The 24,363-nt window shown below is 53.7% G+C and carries 20 protein-coding genes; 4 read left to right on the top strand and 16 right to left on the bottom strand.

Going from position 1 to position 24,363, the window contains the following annotated elements; all coding sequences use genetic code 11:
* Window positions 1–68 precede the first annotated feature (68 nt).
* The 9 genes from ABC395_RS11190 to ABC395_RS11150 all read right to left on the bottom strand — a co-directional run bounded on the left by ABC395_RS11190 (window position 69) and on the right by ABC395_RS11150 (window position 10,511).
* A complete protein-coding gene (locus tag ABC395_RS11190) occupies window positions 69–929 on the bottom strand; it encodes a carbohydrate ABC transporter permease (protein WP_413003037.1) in 861 nt (286 codons plus the stop codon).
* Window positions 930–942: 13 nt separating this feature from the next.
* Window positions 943–1,863 (bottom strand): ABC transporter permease, encoded by a 921-nt coding sequence (locus tag ABC395_RS11185; protein ID WP_413003035.1) that lies wholly within the window; start codon window positions 1,861–1,863, stop codon window positions 943–945.
* 187 nt (window positions 1,864–2,050) lie between these two features.
* Complete coding sequence (locus ABC395_RS11180) at window positions 2,051–4,336, bottom strand: helix-turn-helix domain-containing protein (protein WP_413003033.1); 2,286 nt, start codon at window positions 4,334–4,336, stop codon at window positions 2,051–2,053.
* A gap of 277 nt (window positions 4,337–4,613) precedes the next feature.
* Window positions 4,614–5,051, bottom strand: coding sequence for a GNAT family N-acetyltransferase (locus ABC395_RS11175; protein ID WP_413006723.1), 438 nt, complete (start codon window positions 5,049–5,051; stop codon window positions 4,614–4,616).
* 90 nt (window positions 5,052–5,141) lie between these two features.
* On the bottom strand, window positions 5,142–6,062 hold the full coding sequence (locus ABC395_RS11170) for an STM4011 family radical SAM protein (protein ID WP_413003031.1): 921 nt from the start codon (window positions 6,060–6,062) through the stop codon (window positions 5,142–5,144).
* A complete protein-coding gene (locus tag ABC395_RS11165; protein WP_413003030.1) occupies window positions 6,059–7,468 on the bottom strand; it encodes an STM4012 family radical SAM protein in 1,410 nt (469 codons plus the stop codon). Before ABC395_RS11165 ends, ABC395_RS11170 begins: the two co-directional genes overlap by 4 nt.
* Window positions 7,469–7,493: 25 nt before the next feature.
* On the bottom strand, window positions 7,494–8,276 hold the full coding sequence (locus tag ABC395_RS11160) for an STM4013/SEN3800 family hydrolase (protein ID WP_413003028.1): 783 nt from the start codon (window positions 8,274–8,276) through the stop codon (window positions 7,494–7,496).
* Complete coding sequence (locus ABC395_RS11155; protein ID WP_413003026.1) at window positions 8,273–9,661, bottom strand: STM4014 family protein; 1,389 nt, start codon at window positions 9,659–9,661, stop codon at window positions 8,273–8,275. Before ABC395_RS11155 ends, ABC395_RS11160 begins: the two co-directional genes overlap by 4 nt.
* Before the next feature lie 4 nt (window positions 9,662–9,665).
* Entirely contained in the window at window positions 9,666–10,511 is an 846-nt protein-coding gene (locus tag ABC395_RS11150) for an STM4015 family protein (RefSeq protein WP_413003025.1), read from the bottom strand.
* A gap of 146 nt (window positions 10,512–10,657) precedes the next feature.
* Between ABC395_RS11150 and ABC395_RS11145 the strand changes: the two genes are divergently transcribed.
* Window positions 10,658–10,807: a hypothetical protein gene (locus tag ABC395_RS11145; RefSeq protein WP_413003023.1), complete on the top strand. Its 150-nt coding sequence runs from the start codon at window positions 10,658–10,660 to the stop codon at window positions 10,805–10,807.
* A 151-nt stretch (window positions 10,808–10,958) separates the two neighbouring features.
* On the opposite strand, the gene ABC395_RS11140 is transcribed toward ABC395_RS11145, so the two are convergent.
* The 3 genes from ABC395_RS11140 to ABC395_RS11130 are packed head-to-tail and all read right to left on the bottom strand — an operon-like array spanning window position 10,959 to window position 13,606.
* Window positions 10,959–12,209: an MFS transporter gene (locus tag ABC395_RS11140; protein ID WP_413003021.1), complete on the bottom strand. Its 1,251-nt coding sequence runs from the start codon at window positions 12,207–12,209 to the stop codon at window positions 10,959–10,961.
* 15 nt (window positions 12,210–12,224) lie between these two features.
* Entirely contained in the window at window positions 12,225–13,043 is an 819-nt protein-coding gene (locus tag ABC395_RS11135) for an MBL fold metallo-hydrolase (RefSeq protein ID WP_413003020.1), read from the bottom strand.
* A gap of 38 nt (window positions 13,044–13,081) precedes the next feature.
* Window positions 13,082–13,606 (bottom strand): MgtC/SapB family protein, encoded by a 525-nt coding sequence (locus ABC395_RS11130; protein WP_413003018.1) that lies wholly within the window; start codon window positions 13,604–13,606, stop codon window positions 13,082–13,084.
* A gap of 317 nt (window positions 13,607–13,923) precedes the next feature.
* On the opposite strand from ABC395_RS11130, the gene ABC395_RS11125 reads away from it, so the two are divergent.
* Entirely contained in the window at window positions 13,924–16,095 is a 2,172-nt protein-coding gene (locus ABC395_RS11125) for an extracellular solute-binding protein (RefSeq protein ID WP_413003016.1), read from the top strand.
* Between the two features lie 272 nt (window positions 16,096–16,367).
* Here the strand turns inward: ABC395_RS11125 and ABC395_RS11120 are convergent, their stop codons facing one another.
* The 3 genes from ABC395_RS11120 to ABC395_RS11110 form a co-directional block, all read right to left on the bottom strand.
* Window positions 16,368–17,999: an extracellular solute-binding protein gene (locus ABC395_RS11120; protein WP_413003014.1), complete on the bottom strand. Its 1,632-nt coding sequence runs from the start codon at window positions 17,997–17,999 to the stop codon at window positions 16,368–16,370.
* Window positions 18,000–18,088: 89 nt separating this feature from the next.
* A complete protein-coding gene (locus ABC395_RS11115; RefSeq protein WP_413003012.1) occupies window positions 18,089–18,976 on the bottom strand; it encodes a carbohydrate ABC transporter permease in 888 nt (295 codons plus the stop codon).
* A gap of 14 nt (window positions 18,977–18,990) precedes the next feature.
* Window positions 18,991–19,974 carry an ABC transporter permease gene (locus ABC395_RS11110; RefSeq protein WP_413003010.1) on the bottom strand — a complete coding sequence of 328 codons (984 nt, stop codon included), beginning with the start codon at window positions 19,972–19,974 and terminating at the stop codon, window positions 18,991–18,993.
* Between the two features lie 190 nt (window positions 19,975–20,164).
* Here ABC395_RS11110 and ABC395_RS11105 point away from each other — a divergent pair, with 190 nt between their 5' ends.
* Both ABC395_RS11105 and ABC395_RS11100 read left to right on the top strand, forming a co-directional pair.
* Window positions 20,165–22,843 (top strand): helix-turn-helix domain-containing protein, encoded by a 2,679-nt coding sequence (locus ABC395_RS11105; RefSeq protein ID WP_413003009.1) that lies wholly within the window; start codon window positions 20,165–20,167, stop codon window positions 22,841–22,843.
* Between the two features lie 90 nt (window positions 22,844–22,933).
* The gene (locus ABC395_RS11100) at window positions 22,934–23,476 is read left to right on the top strand and encodes a DUF1697 domain-containing protein (protein ID WP_413006722.1); all 543 of its coding nucleotides are present in this window, start codon (window positions 22,934–22,936) and stop codon (window positions 23,474–23,476) included.
* Between the two features lie 230 nt (window positions 23,477–23,706).
* Here ABC395_RS11100 and ABC395_RS11095 read toward each other — a convergent pair whose 3' ends face one another.
* Window positions 23,707–24,033 (bottom strand): antibiotic biosynthesis monooxygenase, encoded by a 327-nt coding sequence (locus ABC395_RS11095; protein WP_413003007.1) that lies wholly within the window; start codon window positions 24,031–24,033, stop codon window positions 23,707–23,709.
* Between the last annotated feature and the right edge of the window lie 330 nt (window positions 24,034–24,363).

Raw genomic sequence — 24,363 nt, 5'->3', positions numbered from 1 at the left:
CGCCCCGCCTAGCGCGAACTTTACTCTATAGCCATGAATTCCTTGGGAATTCAGAACTAGCTGGATTTCTAGCCTTTAATGCCGCCGATCATACTGCCCTGTACGAAATATTTCTGGATAAACGGATAGACGCACAGGATCGGAAGCGTAGCGATCATGATCATCGCGTATTTGAGCGTCTCCAGATGATTCAAATCCCCCTCGCCCTGAACGCTCGTTCCCGCGATGAGAATGTTTCGCAGCATAATCTGCAAGGGATACATGCTTCTGTCATTGAGATAGATCAGCGCGTCGAAGAAAGCGTTCCACTGATTGACCGCCGTGAACAGGCCGATTGTGGCCATGACCGGCATGGAAAGCGGAAGGACGATCCGCAGCAGCACCTGAAAAGAACTGCAGCCGTCGATCGTGGCGGCGTCCTCCAGCTCCTCGGGCAGCGCCTCGAAGAACGTCCGCATAATAAACAGGTACCACGTTGAAACGAGGGACGGGAGGACGATCGACCAGACGGTATCGAGCATGCCGAGCTTTTGAACGACCAGGAAGGTCGGAATCATGCCCCCGCTGAACAGCAGCGTAAACGCGGCCAGAAGCAGAATGGTTCTGCGGCCGGGCAGCCATTTTTTCGATAAAGGATAGGCCATCGCCGCTGTCACGATTAGAGTAAGTATCACATGAAGAACGGTGTACCGGATCGTATTCCAGTAGCTGATCCACAGATCGGGGTTGGTAACGAGCCGTTCGTAGGCGACCAGCGTAACCTGCTTCGGAAAAAGCAGCACCTCACCGCTCGCCACCAGGGCTTTATTGGAGATCGATGCCGAGAATACATAGACCATCGGATAAATCATGACTATGACCAGCAGCAGCATCAGAACGACGTTGAGCGTGTCAAACACTTTGGACCCCAGACTGGCTTTGATTTTCATCGCTGTCCCCCTCCTACCACAGACTCGTCTCGGAATATTTGCGTACGATCCGGTTGGCCGTGACGACCAGAATAAGCCCGATGACAGACTGGAACAGGCCGACGGCCGTCGCGAAGCTGAAATCGGAATCGAGAATCCCGCGCCTGTACACGAAGGTATTGATCACGTCCGACGTTTCGTAGTTCATGGAATTGTAAAGGAGCAAAATTTTCTGGAAGCCCGTTTCCATAAAATGACCGAGCGTCAGCACGAACAGGACGATCATGACCGGCAGCATGCCCACTAGTGTAATATGGCGAATCTGCTGGAACCGGTTCGCTCCGTCCATTTTGGCCGCTTCGTAAAGCGTGGGATCGATGCCGGCGATGGCCGCCAGGTACAGAATCGTGCCCCAGCCGATCTTCTGCCAGATTTCGGAGCTTACGTAAATCGTCCGGAACCATTCGGGAATGCCCAGGAACATGACGGGCTCCATTCCGAATATTTTCACGAGAAAGTGGTTGACGACCCCGGTCGTCGGTGACAGAAACGTCACGAGAATGCCCGCGATCACGACGGTGGAAAGAAAGTGGGGCATATAGCTGACGCTTTGGACAAACCCTTTGAACCATTTGTTCCGCAGCTCGTGGAATAAAATGGCGAGCACGATCGGAGCCGGGAAATGAAACAGCAGATCGTACACGTTGAGCATGACCGTATTGCGGATCAGCTTCCAGGAATCAGGCGTGACGTAGAAAAATTCGATAAAATGCTTCAGCCCTACGAATTTGCTTTCGAGGATGCCCCGGCCGATGGAAAAATCCTGGAAGGCGATAATGATGCCGTACATGGGCACGTACTTGAAAATGATATAGTACAAGATCCCGGGAAGCATCAGCAGGTAGAGCGCTTTGTGTTTTCTGACGAGATACCAGAAGCGGGAACTCTTCGTCATGACCTCCTCCTCCTTCTAAGTAAGCGCTTGCAAGTGGTGATGGCCTAACTATAGAGAACCCGCCGTTTGCCGTAAAGCGTGCATATTTGTGCCCGGATGCCTTTTCCTTTATGCACTGCGGGACGCGGCTTTCCGGTCAGGTTCAGGAAAAAAAAGAGACTCCGGAAAATAAGGAGTCCTGCTCCGTTTACTGATGAATCGTCCGGTATTTCGCCGGGGTGATCCCTTCGTATTTCCGGAACATCCGGATAAACGAATTTCTTCCCCAGTAACCGACTTTTTCGGCGATATCGTCCATTTTCAAATCCGTTTGAAGAAGCAGTTCTTTCGCTTTGACCAGCCGGTACTTGGCGATGTACTCTACGTATTTCTCCCCGACTTCTTCCTTGAAGGTCCGGCTGAAATGTCCCACAGACATATTCATGGAATTCGCAAATTGTTCGATCGACAGCTCTTCATCGTAATGCTCGTGAATATAGGCCAGAATGTCGGTAAATTTACCTGCCCGTTCATCCGGCTTGGAAGTTTGGAAAAGCAGCCCGTGAAACTCCAGGAAGCAGCGCTTTACTTCCTCCAGCGTCATGCAGGCGTTAACTTTATCGAACAGTCCCGCATAAAAAGGCACGTTAAAGTCTTTCCGGTCGGTCTCCACTGCCCGCACCCACGTGTTTAAAATGTCCGTGCACAAATATTTGATCTGAACGGCCGTGCCGTTTTTGCGCACGGCTTCCTCCACCATTTCGTAAGCCGACAGCAGCAGCTTGTCGTAGTCGCGCGTTTTGTACCGGTTCAGAATACGCGCTACTTCCTGCGCGTTCAGGAACGGTTCGCACGCGGCCGGATCGGGGGCGCCTTCCCCGCTGCAAATCTCGACGCCGGCGCTCAGTCCCCGGCGCTGCAAGGCGGATACGGCCTGTTCGTAAGACAGGTGAAGCTCTTCGATCCCGTATACCGTGCCGCCGATGCCGATCGTCGCTTTGAAATAGCCGCCGTAAAGCTGCAAAGCCGCCCGGATCAGGTTTGCGTCCTCTTCCGGGTTCAGGCTGAGGAAGGGGTCCTTCTGAATGACGCACACCAGCAAATCGGGCTTAGTTCCGCACAGCCAGATCGTGGAGGGAACGAGCTGAAGAATGCGCTCCTTAAGCTCCGCCATCAGGAACGATTTGGACGTCTCCGACATCCGGCCGTACACGTCCGGATCATAGTGCAGGGCTATGCCTAGCACGGTCCGCGCCGCTTTCTTCGTATAGGTAAACCCGATTTCCCCGGCATATGTCTCGATGGAGAGAGCGTCCCTGTATTCGCCCAGCAAAATTTTGGTCACAAAATGCTCCTGCACGATCGGAAACATCCCCGCCACCCGCTGGTTAAGCTGTTTGTTTTCCGAAATGATCAGCTGCGAAAACCGTTTGATCACATCGTAATCGTTTCCGTCGCTTCGCACTTGCAGCGCCTGGACAGAGCCGTGGGATTTCAGACCTTCTTTGATCTCCAGAATGGGCCGGTACATGCGCCGGCTCAAATAATACGAGACGAAACTCCCCACCACAATGAAAAAAGCAAGAAAAATCCAGCTGATCTGCCGCGTAAGATGGGCAGGCTTCATAAGCGTAGGCAAATCGACAAGGCTTAAATAATAGGACGTGTCGTCAAAACGGGATTTAACCAGCGAAATCGCTTTATCTTCCGTAATCAGAAATTTGGATTCGCCAGAGGCGGCAATCAGAGGTGACGGAAGCCGGCTGATGCCGTCCGACACCACCCCGTTCGAGCTGATAATTTCTCCCCGGCTTCCGAGTATGGCGGTACCGGCCACCCAGTTTTCCCCGATATCGATCAACTGCCGCAATTTGTCCCGGTTCACATCCACCACCAGGTACACGTCGGGAGCATCCGTATTGAACGGATAGCTCATCAAGGCGGACATCGCGGAGCCGTCCGGCTTCGGTTCCGTAAACTCCATCATTTTCCGGTTTGTAAATTTCGCCAGGTATGCCGCCTTCTCTCCGGCATCCATCGGATAGCGGAAATCGAAATAATACCCCTTATCCGTATACGTATCCACATCAATGACAAGATCATGTTGAACGAATACCAGATACGCTTTCGTCACCAGTTCATCCGCTTGCAGCTTGATCAGCTGCTCTCTCAGAGAGTGGATCAGTTCCGTACGGCGTGGGTTTTCACCTGACAGGTCTCCGGTTTCCTTAAGCAGGCTGCGGATATTGGAGGTGCTGAGCATGTTAATCATGTTCGTTTTCAGGGAATTAAAAGCGGTGTCCGTCTGTTCGGAGAAACGGCTCATAATGACGCGGTTTAATTTCTGCGCATCCTTCTCGATCAGAGAGACGACAAGGAAATGAGCCAGTGTGCAGGCGACAATAACGGGAATCAGAATAACGACGAAATAGTTGGCGAAATGACGCCAGAACAAGGCGATGCGGAAAGAACGCGTTTTCGGAATCGGAATCATGTCTGCCTACCACCTTTTTACGAAAGGTTAAAAGAAAGGGATGCAGGAGTAAAACCGGGGACAAGAGAAGCGGAGGATGAAGAACCGGGATAACCCGGGGTCATCTGAAAAAATCTTCGCCAACAAAAAATGAGAGCGCTCTCATGCTATCCTTTAGTAGTATTATAGTGGCGGTGAAATAATAATTCTACAAATTTGTGAATTTTGAAATAATATTTTCGATCCCAACTTAAAAAGCCTACTTCCTCCAGGGGAAATAGGCTTTTCAATCGGCTGGTTATAAAGGAAGTGTCATCGTAATCGTTCTCGGAGCGAAACCCAGCGACTCGTACAGATGAAGCGCGTGATTTCCGGCATAGACGCTGAGCCGCACTTCCGGGTATCCTTGGCTTTTAAGCTGCTCCACTGCTTCCTGCATTAGCCGCCTGGAGATACCGCGTCCTCTGTACGGCTCAAGCACATAGAGCTCGTACACAAACCCGATTGTCCGGTCGGTAAACGAGTCTTTACTCTCCCCGATCAGTACCCATCCGGCCAGCCGCTTCTCTTCCGCTGCGATCAGATAATAGCAGCCTTTTTTCAGAAGGGGATCTACGAGCTGTCTCACCTTGTCCCGGTTCGGCTCGGCATTGCCGAGCGTTCCCTCCGCAAGAGCCTGGGGCGAAAGCCTGCGGATCTGCTGAATTTCCTCGGGAATCGGTTTGCGGATTTCCACGTCGTTATCTTCCCCCTTTACGTGTCCTTTGTCCGGCTTTTTCTCTTCCGTACGGTATAACATACGACCCCGCAGGGCGTGTTCCTTCTTTTATCCGTAAAAATGAAGCGGACTGCGCACGTTGAGCTTACGATTTTCACCGTCCGTTCCGGTAAAACCGGCCTCCGCTATGCGTTCGAGCAGTCCCTCGCCGTATTGGCTGCGAAGCTGCAGATCCGGCATATGGATATAGCCGATGTAGCAGTCGCAGCAGTCCATCCGGCACGGGCGCGGACGCGAGAGCGCGTCCAGGCCGTCCCGGTACAAATGGCCGATGACCCGGCGGTCTTTGTAGCAGCGTTTGACTATGCCGGGCCCCTGGACGTAGAAAACGTCGAGACCCGTGCCGCACGCCCGTCCCCGGCTCTCGTAATCCTCGGCGTTCAGATCGAAAAGCGGATCGAGGCTCCTCAGGAAGGCCATATCTTCTTCCGAATAATAATCCGGTTTGTCCTTGAACGCATTGACCCACATATACACGTCGGAAGGCAGCGAACGGCGGAGCGACTCCAGCCGGCCGAAAGCGCTTTTGACGCCCACGGATCCGACGCTGAACGGGATTTGCCGGTTGTGCAGCCGCATAACCTGTCCCAAAAATTTCTCCTCCGTCGTCTGCCCGGGGTGATAGGTCACCCAGAAAGCGGCTTTATGCGGATTCAGTTCCCCGGTCCATGCGAGTCCGGCGGATAAATTCGTCTGAATCGCGACTTTGTCCACATGTTCCATATGCGACAGGCGGATCATGGCCTCCTTATACCAGCGGTGGGTCAGCCCTTCGCCGTAAGGGTTGAAGAAAACCGACAGGCGGTGGCCTTCGGCGCCCTGACTCTCCGCCCAGTCCGTGAAAGCTTCCACCTGCCGCCGGTCCTTCGCCAGCGTAGCCGCACTGTCCTTGTTCTTGCTGAACGGACAGTACGGACAGTCGTAATTGCACGACGAGAGGCTCCCCCGGTAATACAGCGTCGCCTTCATGCGAAGGTGTATCCTTCCATCCGGACGCGGGTTTCGGGGGAGATAAACCAGTCTCCGATGGAATCGGAGAGGGCGATCCCGTCGTCCGTCAGCCGGAAGATCCCGCCTGCTCCTGCTCCCGCGCCTGTCCCGGTCCCCGGCACATGCTCGGCCAGCCCGGTTTCCGTCAGCCGGTTCAGCTCGGGATAGTCCTCCAGCGCCTCCGTGCCGAAACGGCTGACGTAGGAGGCCAGCTCCAGCCCCTCCCGGTGGAGAAGCGCCTTCAGAATGAAGCGCCGCTTCTGTTCCGCCTCGTCCAAGACAAAGCCGTAGTCGATGAGGTCATGGCGCTCCGCAGCCACATAGTCCGCGATAATGCCGGCCGTCGCGCTGCGGCTTACCGCATAGCGGGTCGCGTAGTGCACGTTCTTCGTGTACGAGCGGGCTCCGCAGCCGAGACCGACCATGCCTTCTTCCTGGCAGCCGTACGGCAGAAGCGTCTTGGGCGACGAAGCGTTCGCACGGGCGAACCGCCTCATCGAATACTGCGTATACCCCGCAGCCAGGAGACGGTCGCGCGCCGCCGTATAGCAGGCCATGCGGATATCCGTGCCCCGCTGCCGGATCTCTTCGGGCTTGACGATCGTATGGTCCCGCGTATAAAGCGGGTAAATAAAGATTTCTTCCGGCTCGTAGGCAAGCGCCCGTTCCAGGGAATAAAGCCACGTCTGCACGGTCTGGCCCGGCAGTCCGTAAATAAGGTCGAGATTAAGGATCGGAAACTTGACCCGTTTTAACTGCTCCAGCGCTTTCTCGACCACCAGGGGCATCTGCGGACGGTAGATGGCCGCCGCCTCCGCGTCCACAAAGCTCTGGATGCCCATGCTCACACGGTCCACCCGGTGCGCCCGCAAAATGTCCAGGCGCTCTGCGGTGACCGTCTCCGGCGAGGTTTCGACCGAGATCGAAGCTTCTCCGCTGTCGAGGCCCATAACATCTTCCGCTATCCGGAAGACACGGTCAAGCAGCGCCGGTTCCAGCAGCGTAGGCGTTCCTCCTCCGACGGCAAAACGCGCGAATTTCTTGTGCGCGACATGAGGCGCCCACTGGCGGGCCTGCCGCTCCAGCGCATCGACATACTGCTCGTGGGCGCCGGTCCTTTTATCCGGCAGGGTGAACAAATTGCAAAAACCGCAGCGCGCCCCGCAGAACGGAATATGCATATATAAGAGGAAAGTTTCCGCCGGCTCGTCCGCCCACAGCTCCTCCAGCGGGATTTTTCTCTCCAGCTCCCGGTAAGCCGTCTTGTGCGGATAAGAATACAAGTACGAGCGGTAAGGCGCGGAACGAATCTGTTCTTCCCAAGCGGAAACGGACATTTCTTCAGCTGCCTGTTCAAGCTTGTTCCTCATTTGAGAAGAGGACATCGGCCTTCACTTCCTTTTCTTCAATTTACAAAATAAACTCGCGGTACGGCACATTCCACACCGCTTCGTGCGCCAGCCGGTGGCCTTCGTAGCCGTCTTCGCCGTAGCACGTTCCGTGATCGGAGAAGGCCAGGCACAATACCGGCCGCTCCCGTTCTCTCATCGCATCGAACAAACGGCCGAGCTGGCCGTCCACATACCGGAGCGCCGCTCTCTGACTCTCAACCGAATCTTTCTTCGCACCCGGGAGAAAATAATGATTCGGCCCGTGTATGGCCGAAACGTTCAGGAACATAAACAGCTTCTCGTCCGGCTCCGTCCGCTGGAGCAGCTTGAGCGCATGATTGACCTGGTGCTCGGTGGAGCGCGGGTTCGTCACCCCGAAGGTCATACGCCAGTAGCTCTCCTGAAAATAGCCGGGGAGCACCCGGGCGAGCGGAACTTTTTTCGTAAAAAAAATTACACCCCCGATACAGATCGTCCGGTAGCCTTCTTCCTGAAGACCGGATACGAGATCGGGTGTGTCGAACAGCCATGTATGGGGATGGGTTTTAAGCCCCGTGTTTTTCGAGTGGAAAAGACGGATATGCTGCGACTTGTCCGTCGTCGCCGGAGTCGGCAGAAAACCGCCGAAAAAAGCGTGATGCGCCGCATACGTAAAGCTTCCGGGCGTATGCCGCTTCTCCCAGGAGCCGCCGCCGCACAAGTTCGGGCAGTTGGCTTCCTCCAGCACGGCGGCGTCGTAACGCAGCGTATCCAGCGTAATCATCAGAATGTCGTGAGTGCCGACAATCTCGTTCATATTCATAGAAGCGTTCCTCCCCCGTCCGGTGACGCCGCTGCCGCTTCCGGTTTCCCGGAACTCCCGGCTCGGGAAAATCCGGCGGAACCCGCAGCTTCGGCAGCCCCGGAGGCGGCGCTGCCTTTGGCCGCAGCCGCGTCTCCGGCCGCAGCCGCCGTTTCGGCGGAGCCGCCGTAGAGCCGGCTCATCTGCCATTCATAAGGGTCCATTCCCTTATGAACGACACGGTACAGCAAATCCCCGAACGGATTGATGTCAAGTATGTAGGGCGCATGCGAAGCGCTGTCGAGCAGGACATCGATTCCCGCTGCGGCGGAGCGCGGAAAAGCGGCCAGCGCCTTCTCGGCGCAGGCCGCAGCTCTTTCGCGGACGCCCGGCGCAAGGCCGAGCTCCTCCACGCTTACCCGCTCGCTGCGCAGGTGAAGGTTCGTGATCGGCGTGCGGCTTACACGGGCGATGCTGTGGCAGGCTTCACCCGCCACGACAAGCTGGCGGATGTCGTACGATCCGCCGCCGTAAGACGCCTTCGCGATCCACTGCTCGACGTGGGCGCCGTGCCTCAGCAGCCAGTTCAGCACTTGGCTGATCACGGATTTGTCCGTATAACGCCTGGGTTTCATCGCGTTATAAAATACCGGGGCGCGGGCGCCGTAATTCTCGACGCCGACAGTCGTGACCGCCTGCTCCGCGCCCGTAAGCGGGTTGATGCGGTAAGCGACGACACCGCAGGCGCCCGAGCCGGACGCGAGCTTCACGAAGACCCGGTGAACCCGCCGGGAGAGCATCAGCCCGCGAAGCGCCTCGCTGTCCGCGATCTCCTCCGGCGGAGCCAGGAGGCGGGGCACCGGCACGCCGGCGGCGGACAGGATGCGGTGCGTCTGCCGCTTGTCGAACATGCCGGCAATGTCCTCCGGCGCGTTCGTCCACCGCGGCTGCGGCCACAGCTCCTCCGCTCCCCGCCGCAGGCGGTCAAGCAGCCGCGCAAAACCGCGGAACCATTGGGACGGGTGATACTGCCGTCCCTCCTGCTCCGCAAGCGCATGCGCGGACCGCACGGAGAGCGGCTGCGGATCGCTGCGGTGCCCGAACGGAAGCAGCCGGTCGCCGTACGCCGCCTCTTCGTGGTCGGGGGCGCCCAGGGCGATCAGCCCGCGCTCCACCGCGAAGAGTTCGCCGGGCGCGTCCAGCCGCAGCAGCGGGGCGCGGGCGCCCGCCGGCTGTGACGCCGCCCCGGCGAGGCTTGCCGCCTGCGCGAGCGACGCGCTGCCGTCCAGCAGCCCGGCGTACGGCAGCACGACGGCCGGCGGCAGCCCCAGCTTCGCCCGCGCGTTCTGCAGCCCCGCCGTGCGGCGGTTATCCGGGTTGCCGATCAGGATCATCCTCTGCGGCATGCCGTTATTCCGTGAGCGACGGGTACCGGTAATCGTCGTCTTCGTCCATATCCTGCTGATCTTCGATGTTTACGTTAAGGCCGGATAATCTCCAGCGGTTCATCATTTCGTCGGACATATAATGATGGCTTAAGTTCAGATACTGCAGCTTTTTTACTTTCTCACTGTTCAGCAGCGCTTCCGCTCCGGTATCGGACAAGGTTCCGTCCGACATGTCGAGCGTATGCAGCCCGTCCAGAATCGGCGCATCCGCCAGCGCGATGGCCAGCTCGTCCTGGATTTCGCTGTTTTTCAGACCCAGATAACTGAGTTCGGGGAATTTGCCGGGTACGGTGAGCTTCAGCACATCCTCCAGGCTGCCGTCGAATCCGTATTCGTCCACGCCGAGATACAGTTCCAGCTTTTTCAGGCGCGGAAAAGAACCTTCGACGATTTGATCGATCACGTCTTTGCCAAGACCGCCGCAAATAATGGTCAGCTCCTCCAGATTTTCATGACGAGCCGGATTCAGTTCCAGCCCCGTGCTTCCTTTGATTGTAAACGACCGGAGTGCGGGATAAGCCTCCAGCAGCGGAGCCAGGTTAGTCTGCATAATCCAGGATACTTCGCATTCTTCGAAGCCCATATCTCCGATAAACAAACTTGTTAATTTCGGAAACCGGTCTTTCAGGGCGACAAGCGTCACGACCGTTTCTTCGGAATCGTTCTCATAAGCGCCTCCCCAATCGCCGATAATGAGGCTTGTCAGCTCCGCGCTTTGCGGGCTGTCCGCCAGCTCCTCCAGCAAATCTTTCATTTTCTTGCCGGCTTCATACTGGTCGTAATCAATCGTTAGTTTAATCTCGGACATAACGGTCCCTCCCATGTAAACTTTTTCCTTCTATGTACGATATAATCCTAACTATAAACGATATTAAAAAAGACTTGCAAACATTTCCGGACGAGCTGACACGTCTTCCATCTTGTTTTTCTTTCGTTTTCTAGGGGCTGTTTCGTATGGAAACCGCGCCGGATGCGGGTTTTATGCGATGGATAACATCTTCTTTTGATCACCAAATTCGTAAAAAAACCACCGTGCCGAGTACCGCCGCATCCAGCAGGATATTCACATTGTTTTTCGGTGCTGAAATCACTTCAACCGAATGAGTAGATGAGAAAAAGAGCTAACCCGACAAAAAGTATAGCCGCAAATTATAAATCCGCTCCACGGCGGATTCCGATAAAATACACTCACATGCAAACAAAAAGGCTGCCGACTTTATCGACAGCCTTTTTCCATAGTCTTTCGGTTCCTTTATTACACGGCTTTCGACTCCGGAACCGCAATTTCTTCCGCATTCTTCTTTTGGAATATCATCCCTTTATCCTTGAAGAGCAGGAAGAATACTAGGGCGACGACAGCCGCCACGACAGCCGGGTAAATCCAGAACTGCTGCCACTGTTTCAGCGCAGCCGCCCCTTGATCCACGACCGTATGATTGAAGATATAACCCGTGACCGAAGAAGCGAACAGCAGCCCCAGCCCGTTCGAGATCATGAACTTTAAGCTCTGTGCCTGCGCTTTAATCGTCACGTCCGCTTTATTGTCCACATAGATATCTCCCGCCGTGAAGAAGAAATCCCAGCAAATCCCTTGCAGTGCCAGCGCAATGACGATGACGAGAATGCCTGCATCGACTGCCGCGAAGGAGAACAACAACGAACGAACAATCCACGTAATCGCGCCCCACAGGATAATCTTTTTGAATCCGAATTTGAAAAGAAACAGAGAAAGTAAGAACATGAAGATAACTTCCGTTGCAATGCCGATTTGCATAATCGTAGCTGCATTTTTAAACCCCAGCGCGCCCAGGAATACCGGCACATAAGCACTGTAAGCCGTTTTAGGAATCATCAAGAAAATTGTACAGGCCATGAATACCGTAAAGTTCTTATCCTTGAACAAGGCGAGCGCATCGAGACAGAGCAGGTCCCTCATGAGGAATTTCTTGCCCTTGCCGGCTGCCGGCGTATTCGGAAGTGTGAAGCAGTAGATCCCGAGCACAATGGCGGAGATTGCCGCAATTTTGAAGGTCATAATACTGCCCGAGAAGCCCATCTGTCCGAGCAGGAACCCGATCACCATAAAACCGAACGTTCCGAACACCCGAATCACCGGAAATGTTTTGGCGCCATGAATATGTCGGAAGCTGATGCTGTTCGACAGTCCGGTCGTAGGATAGAACAACACACCGACAATAAAGATCAATACGAGGAACATCGTCGCGTTGCCCGCTTGAATCTGAGACGGAATCGCCAGCAGCACACAAGCATTAACAATATGCAGAATGCCCATAATTTTCTGGGAGGCGATGAACCGGTCCGCTACCATCCCGATGAACAGCGGTGACAGAATCGTCGCGATGCCGAGCAATGCATATGAAGTACCGATGATGGAAGATAAGCCCGAGGTGCTGAGAACTAACCCTAAAGTCATATTCCAGGCGCCTTGAACGAAGTATTGCAGGAACATCATGATTAATAGTCTCGGAACGATAGTAGTCTTCATGTGTAATATCCCCTATTAAATAAATTTGATGAGACCGTCGTAAGCCACTTCGATACCGTGGGGCTTGAAAATGTCTGCAAGCTCGTCATGCATGAAACCGCTGTTATGAGATAAATGCGAAACGAGGAGCTGGCTCGATGCCGAGTGTATGCCGCTATCCAGCAACCGCTTCTGTGTCTCCAGCACGGTCTCAATGCTCATATGACCATCGGAATGCGGATTCTGATTGTAGCCGTGTGTGCATTCCAGTACCGTCAGATCGATGTGCTTGTCCGCAAGCCACGACCACGTCAATTCCGGGAACCATCCTGAATCATGACCATACAGCAGTGTCTTGCCTTCCTTTTCGATAAAATAGATCAGACACGTCTCCCACTTCGCATGATTGGCGAGAAGCGGCGTAATGCGCGCTCCGCCGGACTCTACTGTCACGAACGGAATCAGCCGGGTAAACTGAAAGCGCTGCGGACTATAACCGGCCAATACATCCAGACAACCGTTAACGGCACGATCATTCCCGAAAATATGCAAGGGATGCGTAACGTGGTGACCGTACCCTTCCATCCGGCTGAACAAATCACCCGCGTTAAAATGATCCGGGTGCGTATGAGTAAAGAGCAATTCTGAAATCCGAGTAACATCCACATCGTCCCGCATGACTTGGAAGCTGTATTCCGGCGGGAAATCGATCTGCATCGTATCATCAACTATCGCAGCCGACCGCGTTCTTATATTTTTCCCTTTCTCGCTTCGCGTCTTCTCGCAAACCTCGCATTTGCAAAACGGATTCGGTATCCCTTCTGACGCGGCAGATCCCAGAAAATGAACTTTCATATAAATATCTCCTTTTCGATTCGCAGGTATGCGGGAATTCAGATCCATTCTTTCTGCGGTTGTTTCCTAGAAGCATCCTTGCCGCTTCTTGATTTCCGATCATCCACCGGGTTGTTCAGCGGGAGAAATCGGCTGATTCTTGCAAGGAAAAAGGTTAAGACGACGGAGAAAATAACGATGCCATAGTACCCCGCCCCAATGCCGATTCCGACGCCGCCTGAGAAAAATATCATGGCCGCCGAGGTTAGCCCTTTAACCCGTTCCCCGTCCTTCAGAATGACCCCCGCTCCGATAAATCCCAAGCCGGATACGATTTGAGCCGTCAGCCGCATCGGGTCGGCACGCATAAGTTGACCCGTTTCATTGTAATGACTGGCGGTAGAGATGGAAATAATCGTAATTAAGGTACAAGCCACTGAGGTATAGGTATATGTCTTCACACCGGCGGGCTTATGTTTATGTGATCGATCCCAGCCAATAAACAGGCCCATCAATGCACTCGCAAGGATTCTGACATACATCTCCCAATGTCCGAACATCTGGCCATACTGGATTGGATCCACAGCGTTCCTCTCCCCCTTTAATCATGCTGCGTAACAAATCTTGATCAAACGCCTGACAAACGATCAATCCACATAGTATGTTAACGCTTTCTTGAATAGAATTCTAACATATTATTGGAACGAGTCAATAAATATTTTTGGTTTTTCATCTGTATGTGGATTTGTGAAATATAAAAAACCGCAAAATTATTGCTAAAATCGTTCCTTACGAACCCTTTTAAATATTGGAACGTGTCAAAACAACATGATGGCATATCAAAAGACGACCCGATATAATTAATTTAACCAACTATCATCAAAAGGGGGGAGAATAGAGCATGCCTACCATCAAAGATATCGCCAAAGCTGCGGGGGTGTCGCACGGAACGGTATCGAATGTGCTGAACGGAAGAGGAAATGTAAGTCTGGAGAAAATCAATCTCGTGGAAGAAGCCGCTCGTAAAATGGGTTACCAGATCCACGCGCGGGCTAAATCTTTACGTGAAGGCAGCACGACGACCGTCTCCCTCATCCTGCCTAACATTTCATCGGATTCCTATAACAAGCTATATATCGCAATCCACAGCACCCTTCTCCGTGCGGGATACACGACAAATTTATATCTCACACAAGATCAGAAAGAGAATGAACAAGCCCTGCTGCAAGAAATTGCCGCAAATCGGGACTGCGCTGTAATCACGGTCTCCTGTTTGGATGATGCCATGGAATATTATGACTTGCTCGGCATTTCGCGGGAGAATATCATTTTTGTCTATCGTAAATTGCAAAACACAATGAAATTCGCCGGTTTCGATGCGGATACATCCGGTCGGACGATCGCTCGGAAAATAAAAGAAAAAGCGTACAAGAAGATCGGAATATTCACCGATTTGCTCCACTATTCCTGTGATCGTGATTTTAGAAATGCCATCATGGAAGAACTGGCGCCTCTGAATTTGCGCATACATACGATTGCCGCCGCGCAATCTACCGCCTACACTCATGCATTTGATTTCTTTGCGGGGGATGTCTTCGATTGCATTGTGACCAGCGATCTGGAGCGAGCCCACTATATCAAAAACGCCCATTTCTTAGGGAGCACGGGCCAAAGTCCGGAGATTTACAGCTTGGCCGATTCCGAGTTTTTAACCGAAGATTTCATTAACAAGTATCACATCAATTATCAGTGGCTGGGCAAAGAAATTGCCGAGACGATTCTGCGCCACGAGAGGACGGACCAGCGTGACGGAGACCCGATCATCGGGTTGAATCGGGGGTTTATGTTCGATGACCAAGCGCTTGGTCATCCCACGGCGAACAAGACGCTGAACATTCTTACGATCCCGAGTCCGACCACGGACGCGCTCAAGAAATTAGCGCCGCATTTTAAGAAGACGACCGGTATTGATCTTCGACTAGCTGTCTATTCGTTCGAAGAAATTTACGACATCTTGTCCGACATCGACAACCATAAGCATTACGATATCATTCGTGTTGATATGGCCGGGTTATCCTGGTTTGCGGGCCGGACTTTAAAGCCGTTAAGCCCGGAGATGCGGGAGCTGCTGACGAATTATCCTTCACAGCTTATCGAGCGGTATGCTTATGTGAACGAGATCCCTTACGCCGTACCTTTCGATCCGAGCATTCAGATGCTCTTCTACAGGAAAGATATTTTCGAGGATACCAAAGTGCGAAGAATGTTCTATGAGCAGTATAAAGCCGAACTGCGAACGCCCTCCGATTTCGACGCGTTCAATCGGATTTCTGCATTCTTCTCCCGAGCGAATAACCCCGAGTCGCCTTTATCCCATGGATCCTGCGTAACGACGGGAAATTCAGAGATTATCGCTTCCGAATTCCTAGTCAGGTATTATGCCGGAGGCGGACATTTGATCCAAGAAGACAATAAGCTGGCTCTATCCAAAGAGATTGCGATTGTTGCTTTTCATAGCTATATCGATCATTTATCCATCGCCCGGAACCTGCCTGCCAAATGGTGGGACGAGTCCATCTCGTTATTCGAAGACGGCCAGATCGCGATGCTTATCGTGTATATGAACTTGTTCTCGAATATCGCCCACAGCGAGATATCCCCGCTCGTCGGATTCGCAGAGGTCCCTGGCCAACAGCCGCTGCTCGGCGGAGGCTCGCTGGGCGTGTCCAAATATTGCCGGAAGGACGACGAAGTCTCCGCCTTCTTCCGTTGGTTCTATGGTCATGAAATTGCCGAGCAAGTCACGCTGCTAGGCGGCGCTTCGGTCAACGATTTCATCTACAGCAACCAGAATGTCATGCATCAATACCCTTGGCTGAAATTCGCCAAAGACTTGGAATACCGCGGGGTTCGAGAATCGGCCTTCCCGACGGGGCATAACTTCAATCTGCGGAAAGTCGAGAAGATTATCGGTCTCGGCGTAAAAAATGTGATGAATCAGATGATGAGCATCGAGGAAGCGATTGATTATATTAATGCAAGGTTAGGCGACAAAGAGTTTCTTGCCTCATAAAAAGATGCAGCTCTTGAAAAAGACAGGTCAATGATCGCCCCGATGTTCGCTGGGCGTCTGACCTGTCTTTTGTTTACATTCAATATACCTTTGCCGGGTGCCGGGCATCCCGCCGCCGTCAGCAGGACTAAAGCTGCGGCTGTAAGCCTTAACGGCGTAACTAAGCCGTATGTACCATTCAGCCGGGTCATGAACCGTTCGCTTTTCTTCCTTGCCGGGCTGTAAAAAAAAGGAGAAAGACGTCATGTCTTTCTCCCGTCTGCCGGAAGCTCTTACTTGCTGCTTTTATAGCGCTCGTAAGACTGCTTGTAAATCTTCATATATTCGTCCACGCCCATTTTCTGAACGGTCACCACGTATTTGTCCCACTCGGACATCGGCTGGGAGCCGGTGATGAATTTGGCTTCCATTTCGCCGATATACGTTTCCATATCCTTGCCCACCGTCGAGCGGAATTCGGTCTCTTCTTCCGTAAAGTTGAAGTTGTTCCACAGCTCCTTCACGGCGTGAGGCTCCGCTTTCTTGCCCGTTTCCACGGATTCCGGCAGCGTCTCCGAGCCTTTGAAATACTTCTGCTGCACATAGCCCGGATAGCTTCCCCCGAGCCACGTGATGTATTTGGCCAAAGCCTGGTCCATCGTCAGGCCGTTCGGGTTTTTCGTGATTTCCTCGACGAACTCCAGCTTCCCGTCCGCCGTTTTCTTATAGGTCTGGCCTTCGATACCCATGAAATAGAACGTCGCGCCTTCATCACCGTAAAAATGGTCGATCCACCGCACGGTCGCCTCCGGATTTTTGTTCTTGTCCGTAATGACGAACGCGCCCGGCCAGACGGCCGGAACTTTGACGTGCGAATACAACTGGTCGCCGTGAGGCCCCTTGAGGGCACCGAGCCCGAAATAGCCGGTCTGGTTCATCTGGGTTTTCGGATTCGGATTGATGGTGGCGCCGAACACGCCTTTCTGTCCTTTGGCGAACAGGGCCGCCGTCTTGATCGTAAAGATTTCTTTATCGATCAGGCCTTCGGTGTACAGCTTGCGCATGTACTCGATCACTTCTTTGTAGCCCGGGTCCGTCCGGAAAAACCGCAGGTCGTTCGTTTTAGGGTCCACATCGACGAATTTGTGGCCGAGACCGCGGTTTCCGAAGCCCCACGCCCCGCGAAGCTGCTCGATAAGCGGGTTGATTCCCTCGCCCGCATACGGAATTTCATCCGCCTGCCCGTTCCCGTTCAGGTCGGTTTCTTTGATCTTTTTCAAATACTGGTAAAACTCTTCCGTCGTGACCGGCTCCTTCATGCCCAGCTTATCCAGCCAATCCTGCTTGACCCAGAGCGGAGTTCCGATCAGCATCGGAAGAAAATCCGGGCTGTAGAAGGAAGGGAACGAATAAATGTTGCCGTCCGGCATGGTCAGGCCCTTTTTCAAATCCGGGTACTTCTCCATCAGTTTCTTGAAGTTCGGAGCGTACTGGTCGATGAGGTCGTTCAATTTGACGAACGTTCCCTGCGCCCCGTATTTCATCAGGTCGGAGGAAGGAACGCGGGCCGAGTAGAAGGCGTCGGGATAATCCCCGCCGGCCAGCGCGAGATTGCGTTTTTCCGTCAAATTTTCAAACGGTACGAGCTGGAACTTGATGTTCATGTTGGTCATCTTGGCATATTCTTTCCAAACGAGCGTTTCTTCGAAGTTATTGCCGTTCGTCGCCGCCTTCCCCGTGAAGAAGGTGAGCGATACCGACTCCTTGGCGATGGGCATTCCCGTCGGATTCAAATTCGCCACTTCTTTCTTGCTGTCTTTGCCGTCCGCGCTTCCCGCGCTTCCGTTTCCTCCGCTGCATGCCGACAGCACGCTCACGGCCATGGCGACGGTTAACGTCACGGCTGTCCATCTCATTTTTCTCATCAGCAAATCTTCCTCCCTTAGTTTATTGTATCTATCGGCAGCCGAGGTGTCAGCCCCGGCGGACCCGAGAAGTTTTCCTCTTCTTCCGATCAGCCCTTAACCGAGCCGATCATGACGCCTTTCACAAAATACCGCTGCAGGAACGGATACAGCATCAGCACCGGCAAATTGGCCACAATGACGACGGCGTATTTGATCGCTTCGCCCTCCATCACATTCCGGGCATGGGAATCGTCTCCGACCCCGAGCATTTCCTGCATCTGCCCCTGGATGAGAATTTCGCGCAGGAAGAGCTGAAGCGGATACTTGTCGCGGTCGGTCAAATACATCAGTCCGCTGAAATACGAATTCCAGTGGCCCACGCTGTAGAACAAGATCATAACGGCGATGATCGGCATCGAAAGCGGCAGCACGATTTTCCACAAAATGCCGAGGTTGGAGCAGCCGTCGATCGAAGCCGCCTCCTGCATTTCACCGGGAATCGAGCTCTGGAAAAAGGTACGCATGATGATGATGTTATACACCGACACGGCCCCCGGGATAATGAGCGCCCACATCGTGTTGAGCATGCCCAGATTTTTGACGAGCAGATAGGTCGGAACCATCCCCCCGCTGAAAAACATCGTAAACACCATAAGGGCGGAAATCGCGTTTCTTCCGGCAAAATCTTTGCGCGAGAGCGGATAAGCGGCCGCGACGGACAAAATCAGATTGATCGCCGTTCCGACGACGGTATACACGATCGTGTTCAGGTACCCCGTCAAAATTTCATTGTTCTGAAAAATTTTCGTATAGCCCATCCACGTAATGTCTTTGGGCCACAGCCACACTTCTCCCCGCATGACGGCTTCCGGACTGCTGAAGGAGGCGACGAGTACGAAGACAAGGGGATACAGCACGATCACGGAAACGAGAGACAGCAGAGCGTACACGGCCCAGTCGAACGCTTTTTCCCGGGAGCTTTGAATGGGTTTCATCGGGCAGTCCTCCTTTACCACAAGCTGGTGCTGCTGACTTTGCGGGCGATCCGGTTCACCGTAAGCAGCAGAATAAAGTTGATGACGGAATTAAACAGGCCGACCGCCGCCGAATAGCTGTATTGACCGTCGATAATCCCTTTCTGGTACACATGCGTGGAAATGACGTCGGACGCCTGCATGTTCAGCGAGTTCTGCATCAGATACACTTTCTCGAACCCGACGCCAAGCAGCGATCCCATATTCAGAATGAGCAAAATGGTGACCGTCGGCATAATGCCCGGCAGATTGATATGCAGGATGCGCTGCCAGCGGCTTGCCCCGTCGACTCTTGCCGCCTCGTGAAGCTGCGGATCGATCCCCGTGAGGGCGGCCAGGTAAATAATGGAACTCCAGCCCATCTGCTGCCAGACGCCGGACAGGACGTAGACGCTTTTGAACCAGCCCGGATCGGTGAGAAAGTTAACCGGTTCCCCCCGGAACCACGTCACGGCCATATTCAGCAGACCGGTCTGCGGCGAGAGGAATATAAACACCATCCCCACCAGAACGACCGTCGACAGAAAATGGGGCGCGTACGTGACCGTCTGAACGAATTTGCTGAACTTTTTGGAACGGACTTCATTGATCATCAGGGCCAGAATAATCGGAACCGGAAATCCGACGAGGAGCTGATAGAGACCGATGCCCAGCGTGTTGGTCAGCAGCCGCCAGAAATAATAGCTTTCGAAGAACCGCTCGAAATGTTTGAAGCCCACCCAGGGGCTGCCCCATATTCCTTTAGTCGCGATAAAATTTTTAAAGGCAATTTGTACGCCGTACATGGGAAAATACTCGAAGACCAGGAAAAACACGAGAACCGGTAAAATAAGCAGATACAGATCCCAATTTCTCCGGACCCGTTTAAAGACCGCGGATCGTTTCCGTTTACGTACGGCCGGAGCGGCCGGGGCTGATGACGGAGCCGCCGTTTGCGGCGATGACGCTTCTTGTGACAAATCCCCACCCCACTTTTCATGTATTCTTTCCGGAGCATAGCAAACGGGGGCGCCGCCGGGTATTTACACTTCTTTATCTCCTTGGCCCCAGATTCGCCGCATAAAAAAAAGATAAGAATCTAAAAAAAGGCTTATTTGTCCTCCGGCGTTCTTTGGATAAAATAAGAAGACAACACGGAAAGGGAGCTTGATGCGCTTGAAACGGGTCCTGCTTAACCGGCATTCGCTGGTCTATAAATTATTTTTCAGCTTTCTCGGCATTCTGCTGCTGTTTTCCGTTTTTAACGGAGTGTCCGTCTATTTCTTTAACAAAAGCATGCAAAACGAAATTATCCAGTACAACCGGCTGATGCTTAAAAATACGGCCGAACGGTACGAGACCCACTTTGAACGGATCAAAACGATGCTGTTCGATCTATACTCGAATGAAGCGCTCGTGGCGTTCAACCGCCAGCTGCTCACGAAAGCGGAACCGGACATCGAATACTGGAAAGCGTCCGAGGTGCTCAAATCGGTCCGCGCCCAGGCTTACAATCCGATGTTTTATCTGAATAACCTGCTGGTGTATTATGATTCCCATTCGCTGATTCTGGAGAAAGAAGGCAGCGTGAACGCGCCCATGCTGTTCGAGCGCTTCTACCGGAGCGCGGATTATCCCCTTGCTTATTGGAAAGAACAGTTTGCCCGGAGCGGCAACTACATGCTGCATCCACAGTCGTCTTTCAACGTGACGACCTTAAATTCGTCCGTGGACGCGGAACTGATTCCGTTCTCGTTCCGCATGCCCGGCTCCAATTACTTGGTCGTCGCCCTTCTGGACGCCCGCGCTCTGCAGGAAGCGTTCTACGGACCCGGAGACAGCCGCAAATTTATGATTCTCCGGGAGGACGGCTCCCTGCTTTACCGGTCTTCATCCGCCTTCGGCGCCGGAGATATCCCGTCCTTCGATCTCGATGGAGCCGGGTATGTGAAGGCAGGAGACACGTATTTTTTTGCCGAAAAAGACCCGCTCACCCGGCTCACATATGTCACAGCGCTGCCGTACGCGAATATTACAGCCAAAGTGCGCAACGCGAGCCTGACGCTGCTGCTTATTTTTGCCGCCGCCCTCGTGCTCGGCATTGCGGCCTCGCTGTTCTTTAGCCGGCGGATTCACAGGCCCCTCAAGCAGATGCTCAGTTCCATTGTGAGCCGGGACCCTGTCCGGCCGAAGAGCGCGATCCGCGAATTCGACCTGATCCATCAAAACATCCACGAGCTGATGCAGGAAAAAGAAGCTGTCCGGAAGGAGCTTCTCGGAAAAAAGTCGCTTCTGACCAGCTTCGGCTATATCAATAAATTGAAAGCGATTACATCTGATATCAGCGACTGGCAGGACATCGCCGAAATGGATGACCCGTTCTTCCTGGTGCTGGCCCAGCTTCATTTTAAGGAGGAAACCGGACAGGAGGTCCATACGCGGCCCGAGCGGATCGCGTATTATATCCGGGAGTATATCAACGTCGTGATGACCGAGCATCTTCCCCACTCGCACACGTTTCAGATCGATACGAATCAGATTTTGACCTTTGTAAAAGGCGGAGACGAGCCGGAAAAACTCAGGGAAGCGCTGGAGAAGCTGAAACCTATCCTCGACCGGGACAAAGCCTATTTTCTCGTCACGCTCGCCGTCGGTTCGGTTCATAAAGGCTCCGGCCAGTTTAACGCCGCCTACAGGCAGGCCTTGGAAATGGCGCAGCAGGCCCGGCCCCTGGACGAGTGCCAGATTATCCGCAGCCACCGCGTGTCGCCTCCTTACGCGCTGAACGCCGCCCAGGAGCAGGAGCTGTTCCAGCACATTCAGGCGGGAAATCTTGCCCACTGCGTGTCGCTGACGGAGCGCATCCTGGAGCAGATGGCGAAGAAGGAAGCCGGACTCGCGCAGTACCGGCAGATCGCCGAGAGCATTCTGCTCCGCGCCGCGAGGGCCGTCGAGCCTTACCGCCGGGCCGGCGGTGGCGGAACGGCGGGCGCCGGTCCGGCCGCCGCCGATCAGCGCCAGGCGTCTCCCGCGGCGGAGGCGCGTCGTTCGGCGGAGACGCCGCAGGACGGGAGCGCGGGCGAAAAGACCTCCGCAGCAGGCGCCTCCGGGAGTATTCCCCCGGCTATGCCAGGGAATATGACGGAGACCGGCGGTGCCAGCGGCGCCGAAGCCGTACCTGCGGCTTCCGGGGCCGCCTGCGGCGGAGGCGTACCGGCGGCTTCCCGGACTGCCTGCGGCGGAGGCGGAGCTTCCGGCACTTCCGGCATTCTCGGCACTTCCGGCACGCCTTGTAAAGCGGCCCGCAGCGGCAGCGAAGCTCCCGACCCGGCTAAGGAAGCGGCCGGCGCCAGCGGCAGCGCTCACAGCCCGGAGAGGGCCCTTCCCTTTCAGGAGCGCTACCTGCGCCTGCTGAGAAGCTGCTATACGCCTGATGAGTTCAGGCGGTTTTACGCGCAGTTGTTCAAAGAGGCGGCCGGAATCATCGCGGCGGGCAGGGAAGAGCGGGATTCCGTCATCGAATTCGTGATGAATGAGCTTCAAAACAAATTCGCCGACGATATTTCGCTCGATCAGCTCGCCGCCAGGCTGAACTTGTCAGCCGCCTACTTGTCCGTCTATATCAAAGAGAAAACGGGCGCGAACTTCAGCGAGCAGCTCAACGCGATCCGCATCCGCAGGGCGAAGGAACTGCTCGGCGGCACCGGTTTGAGCGTGCAGGAGATCAGCGTGAGAATCGGCTACCGCAACGTCACCTCCTTCAACCGGATGTTCAAGAAAATGACGGGACTTCCGCCGGGTGAATACCGCAAAAAATCCGTTATCGCCCAAGAGCTTGGCAACCGGTAACCGCATGTAGAAAGGTTGTCACTTCTGTTCTTCCTAACTTCCCGCCCCATACATGCTATACTGGATTAAAAATGGAATCGGGGCTGAATGATGACGACGTACCTCGCCTTATTAAGGGGAATTAACGTAGGCGGCCAGAAGCTGATTAAAATGGCCGAGCTCAAAAACTTGTTCGAAGAGATGGGATTCTCCCCGGTTAAAACCTACATTCAAAGCGGCAATGTTCTGTTCCGGACAAACCGGGAAGTTTCGGAAGAAGCGCTGAGGGAGCAAATCGAAGAAAAAATTACCGCCGTCTTCGGTTTCCGGGTTTCCGTTATTTTACGTACGGCGGAGGAATGGGAAGAGATCATCCGAAGCTGTCCTTATGACGCGGCCGTTTTGCAAGAAGGGGAAAGCATCTATGTGACGCTGCTGGGAGACCGGCCGTCGCCGGAAGATTTGAACCGCATCCCCGAGGCGGACCCGTCCCTTGAAGAATACCGGATAAACGGACGCGAAGTGTACTTCCTGTTCCGTCAGACCATCCGAGATTCGAAGGCTGCCCTCAGCCTCAACAAACTGAAAACTCCCGCAACGACGCGAAATTGGAATACCATGAACAAGCTGCTTTCGCTGGCCCGGTCGCTTTGATCGTATCTATCCGCGGCCACGAGAGAGCTTCATTTGCTGCTCATTTTCCGGGACGTGCATCTGAAAACAAAAAAAGCCGCCCTTTTATGGGCGGCTGTCCTCGTTGCGTCAGGCGTTGATTGCGCGGCGTTCGGGATTCTCAAGCAAATGTACGTGCTGCAGCTGTCCCGGAACTGCGTTCACCTGAACAACGCCATATGTACATGCACATGAAGTGCATCCGGGCGTGATTATTGGCCCGCTTTGCCGATTTTTCTCTTTTTCAGCTCATAGGAATTAACACTGGTAGAGAGGATATACTCAGGCTTCGGCTGTCCTCTTTTCTCGCGGTGCCCCTGAATGTGCTCTTCGCTCTTTTCCCAATTCTTCCAAGCTTCTTCCGACTCCCAGCGGATCAGGATCAGGACTTCCTCATTTTCTTTATTCGAACGGTTAACCATAACGCTGATGTCAATAAGGCCTTCGCGGCTGTCAATGGCTCCTTCTTTGCTGAAACGCTCGACAACCTGCTCGGCATTCCCTTTTTCCACTACGACGGATCTCGTTTGGATAAACATGAAGATACACTTCCTTATTTGTGAATGATACCTCCATTTTAGTTGATAAAGATTATCATTGTCAATTGGTACATCAGAGCGAGCTTGCCGAAGATCCCCCCACATCAGGCGAAATCGTTCATCACGTGCTCGTGTTTCGCTTTTCGTAGACCGCTTAGGGCCGGTGTATAGGAGTCCAACCATTTAACAGGAGACGCGCCATCGCTTCTTGTTCACCCCGAACGGACGTCTCAATCGTACTTCGACTTTTTTTTCTTCAAACTTGATCTGAACAAACATAAAATTTCCTCCTTATACAAAAGCTACAAAAGGATAGCCGATCCGCTGCCC

Origin of the sequence: Paenibacillus canaveralius (assembly GCF_047238265.1) — a bacterium.
Classification (GTDB): Bacteria; Bacillota; Bacilli; order Paenibacillales; family NBRC-103111; genus Paenibacillus_F.
This window is presented reverse-complemented; position numbering and strand designations above follow the sequence as displayed.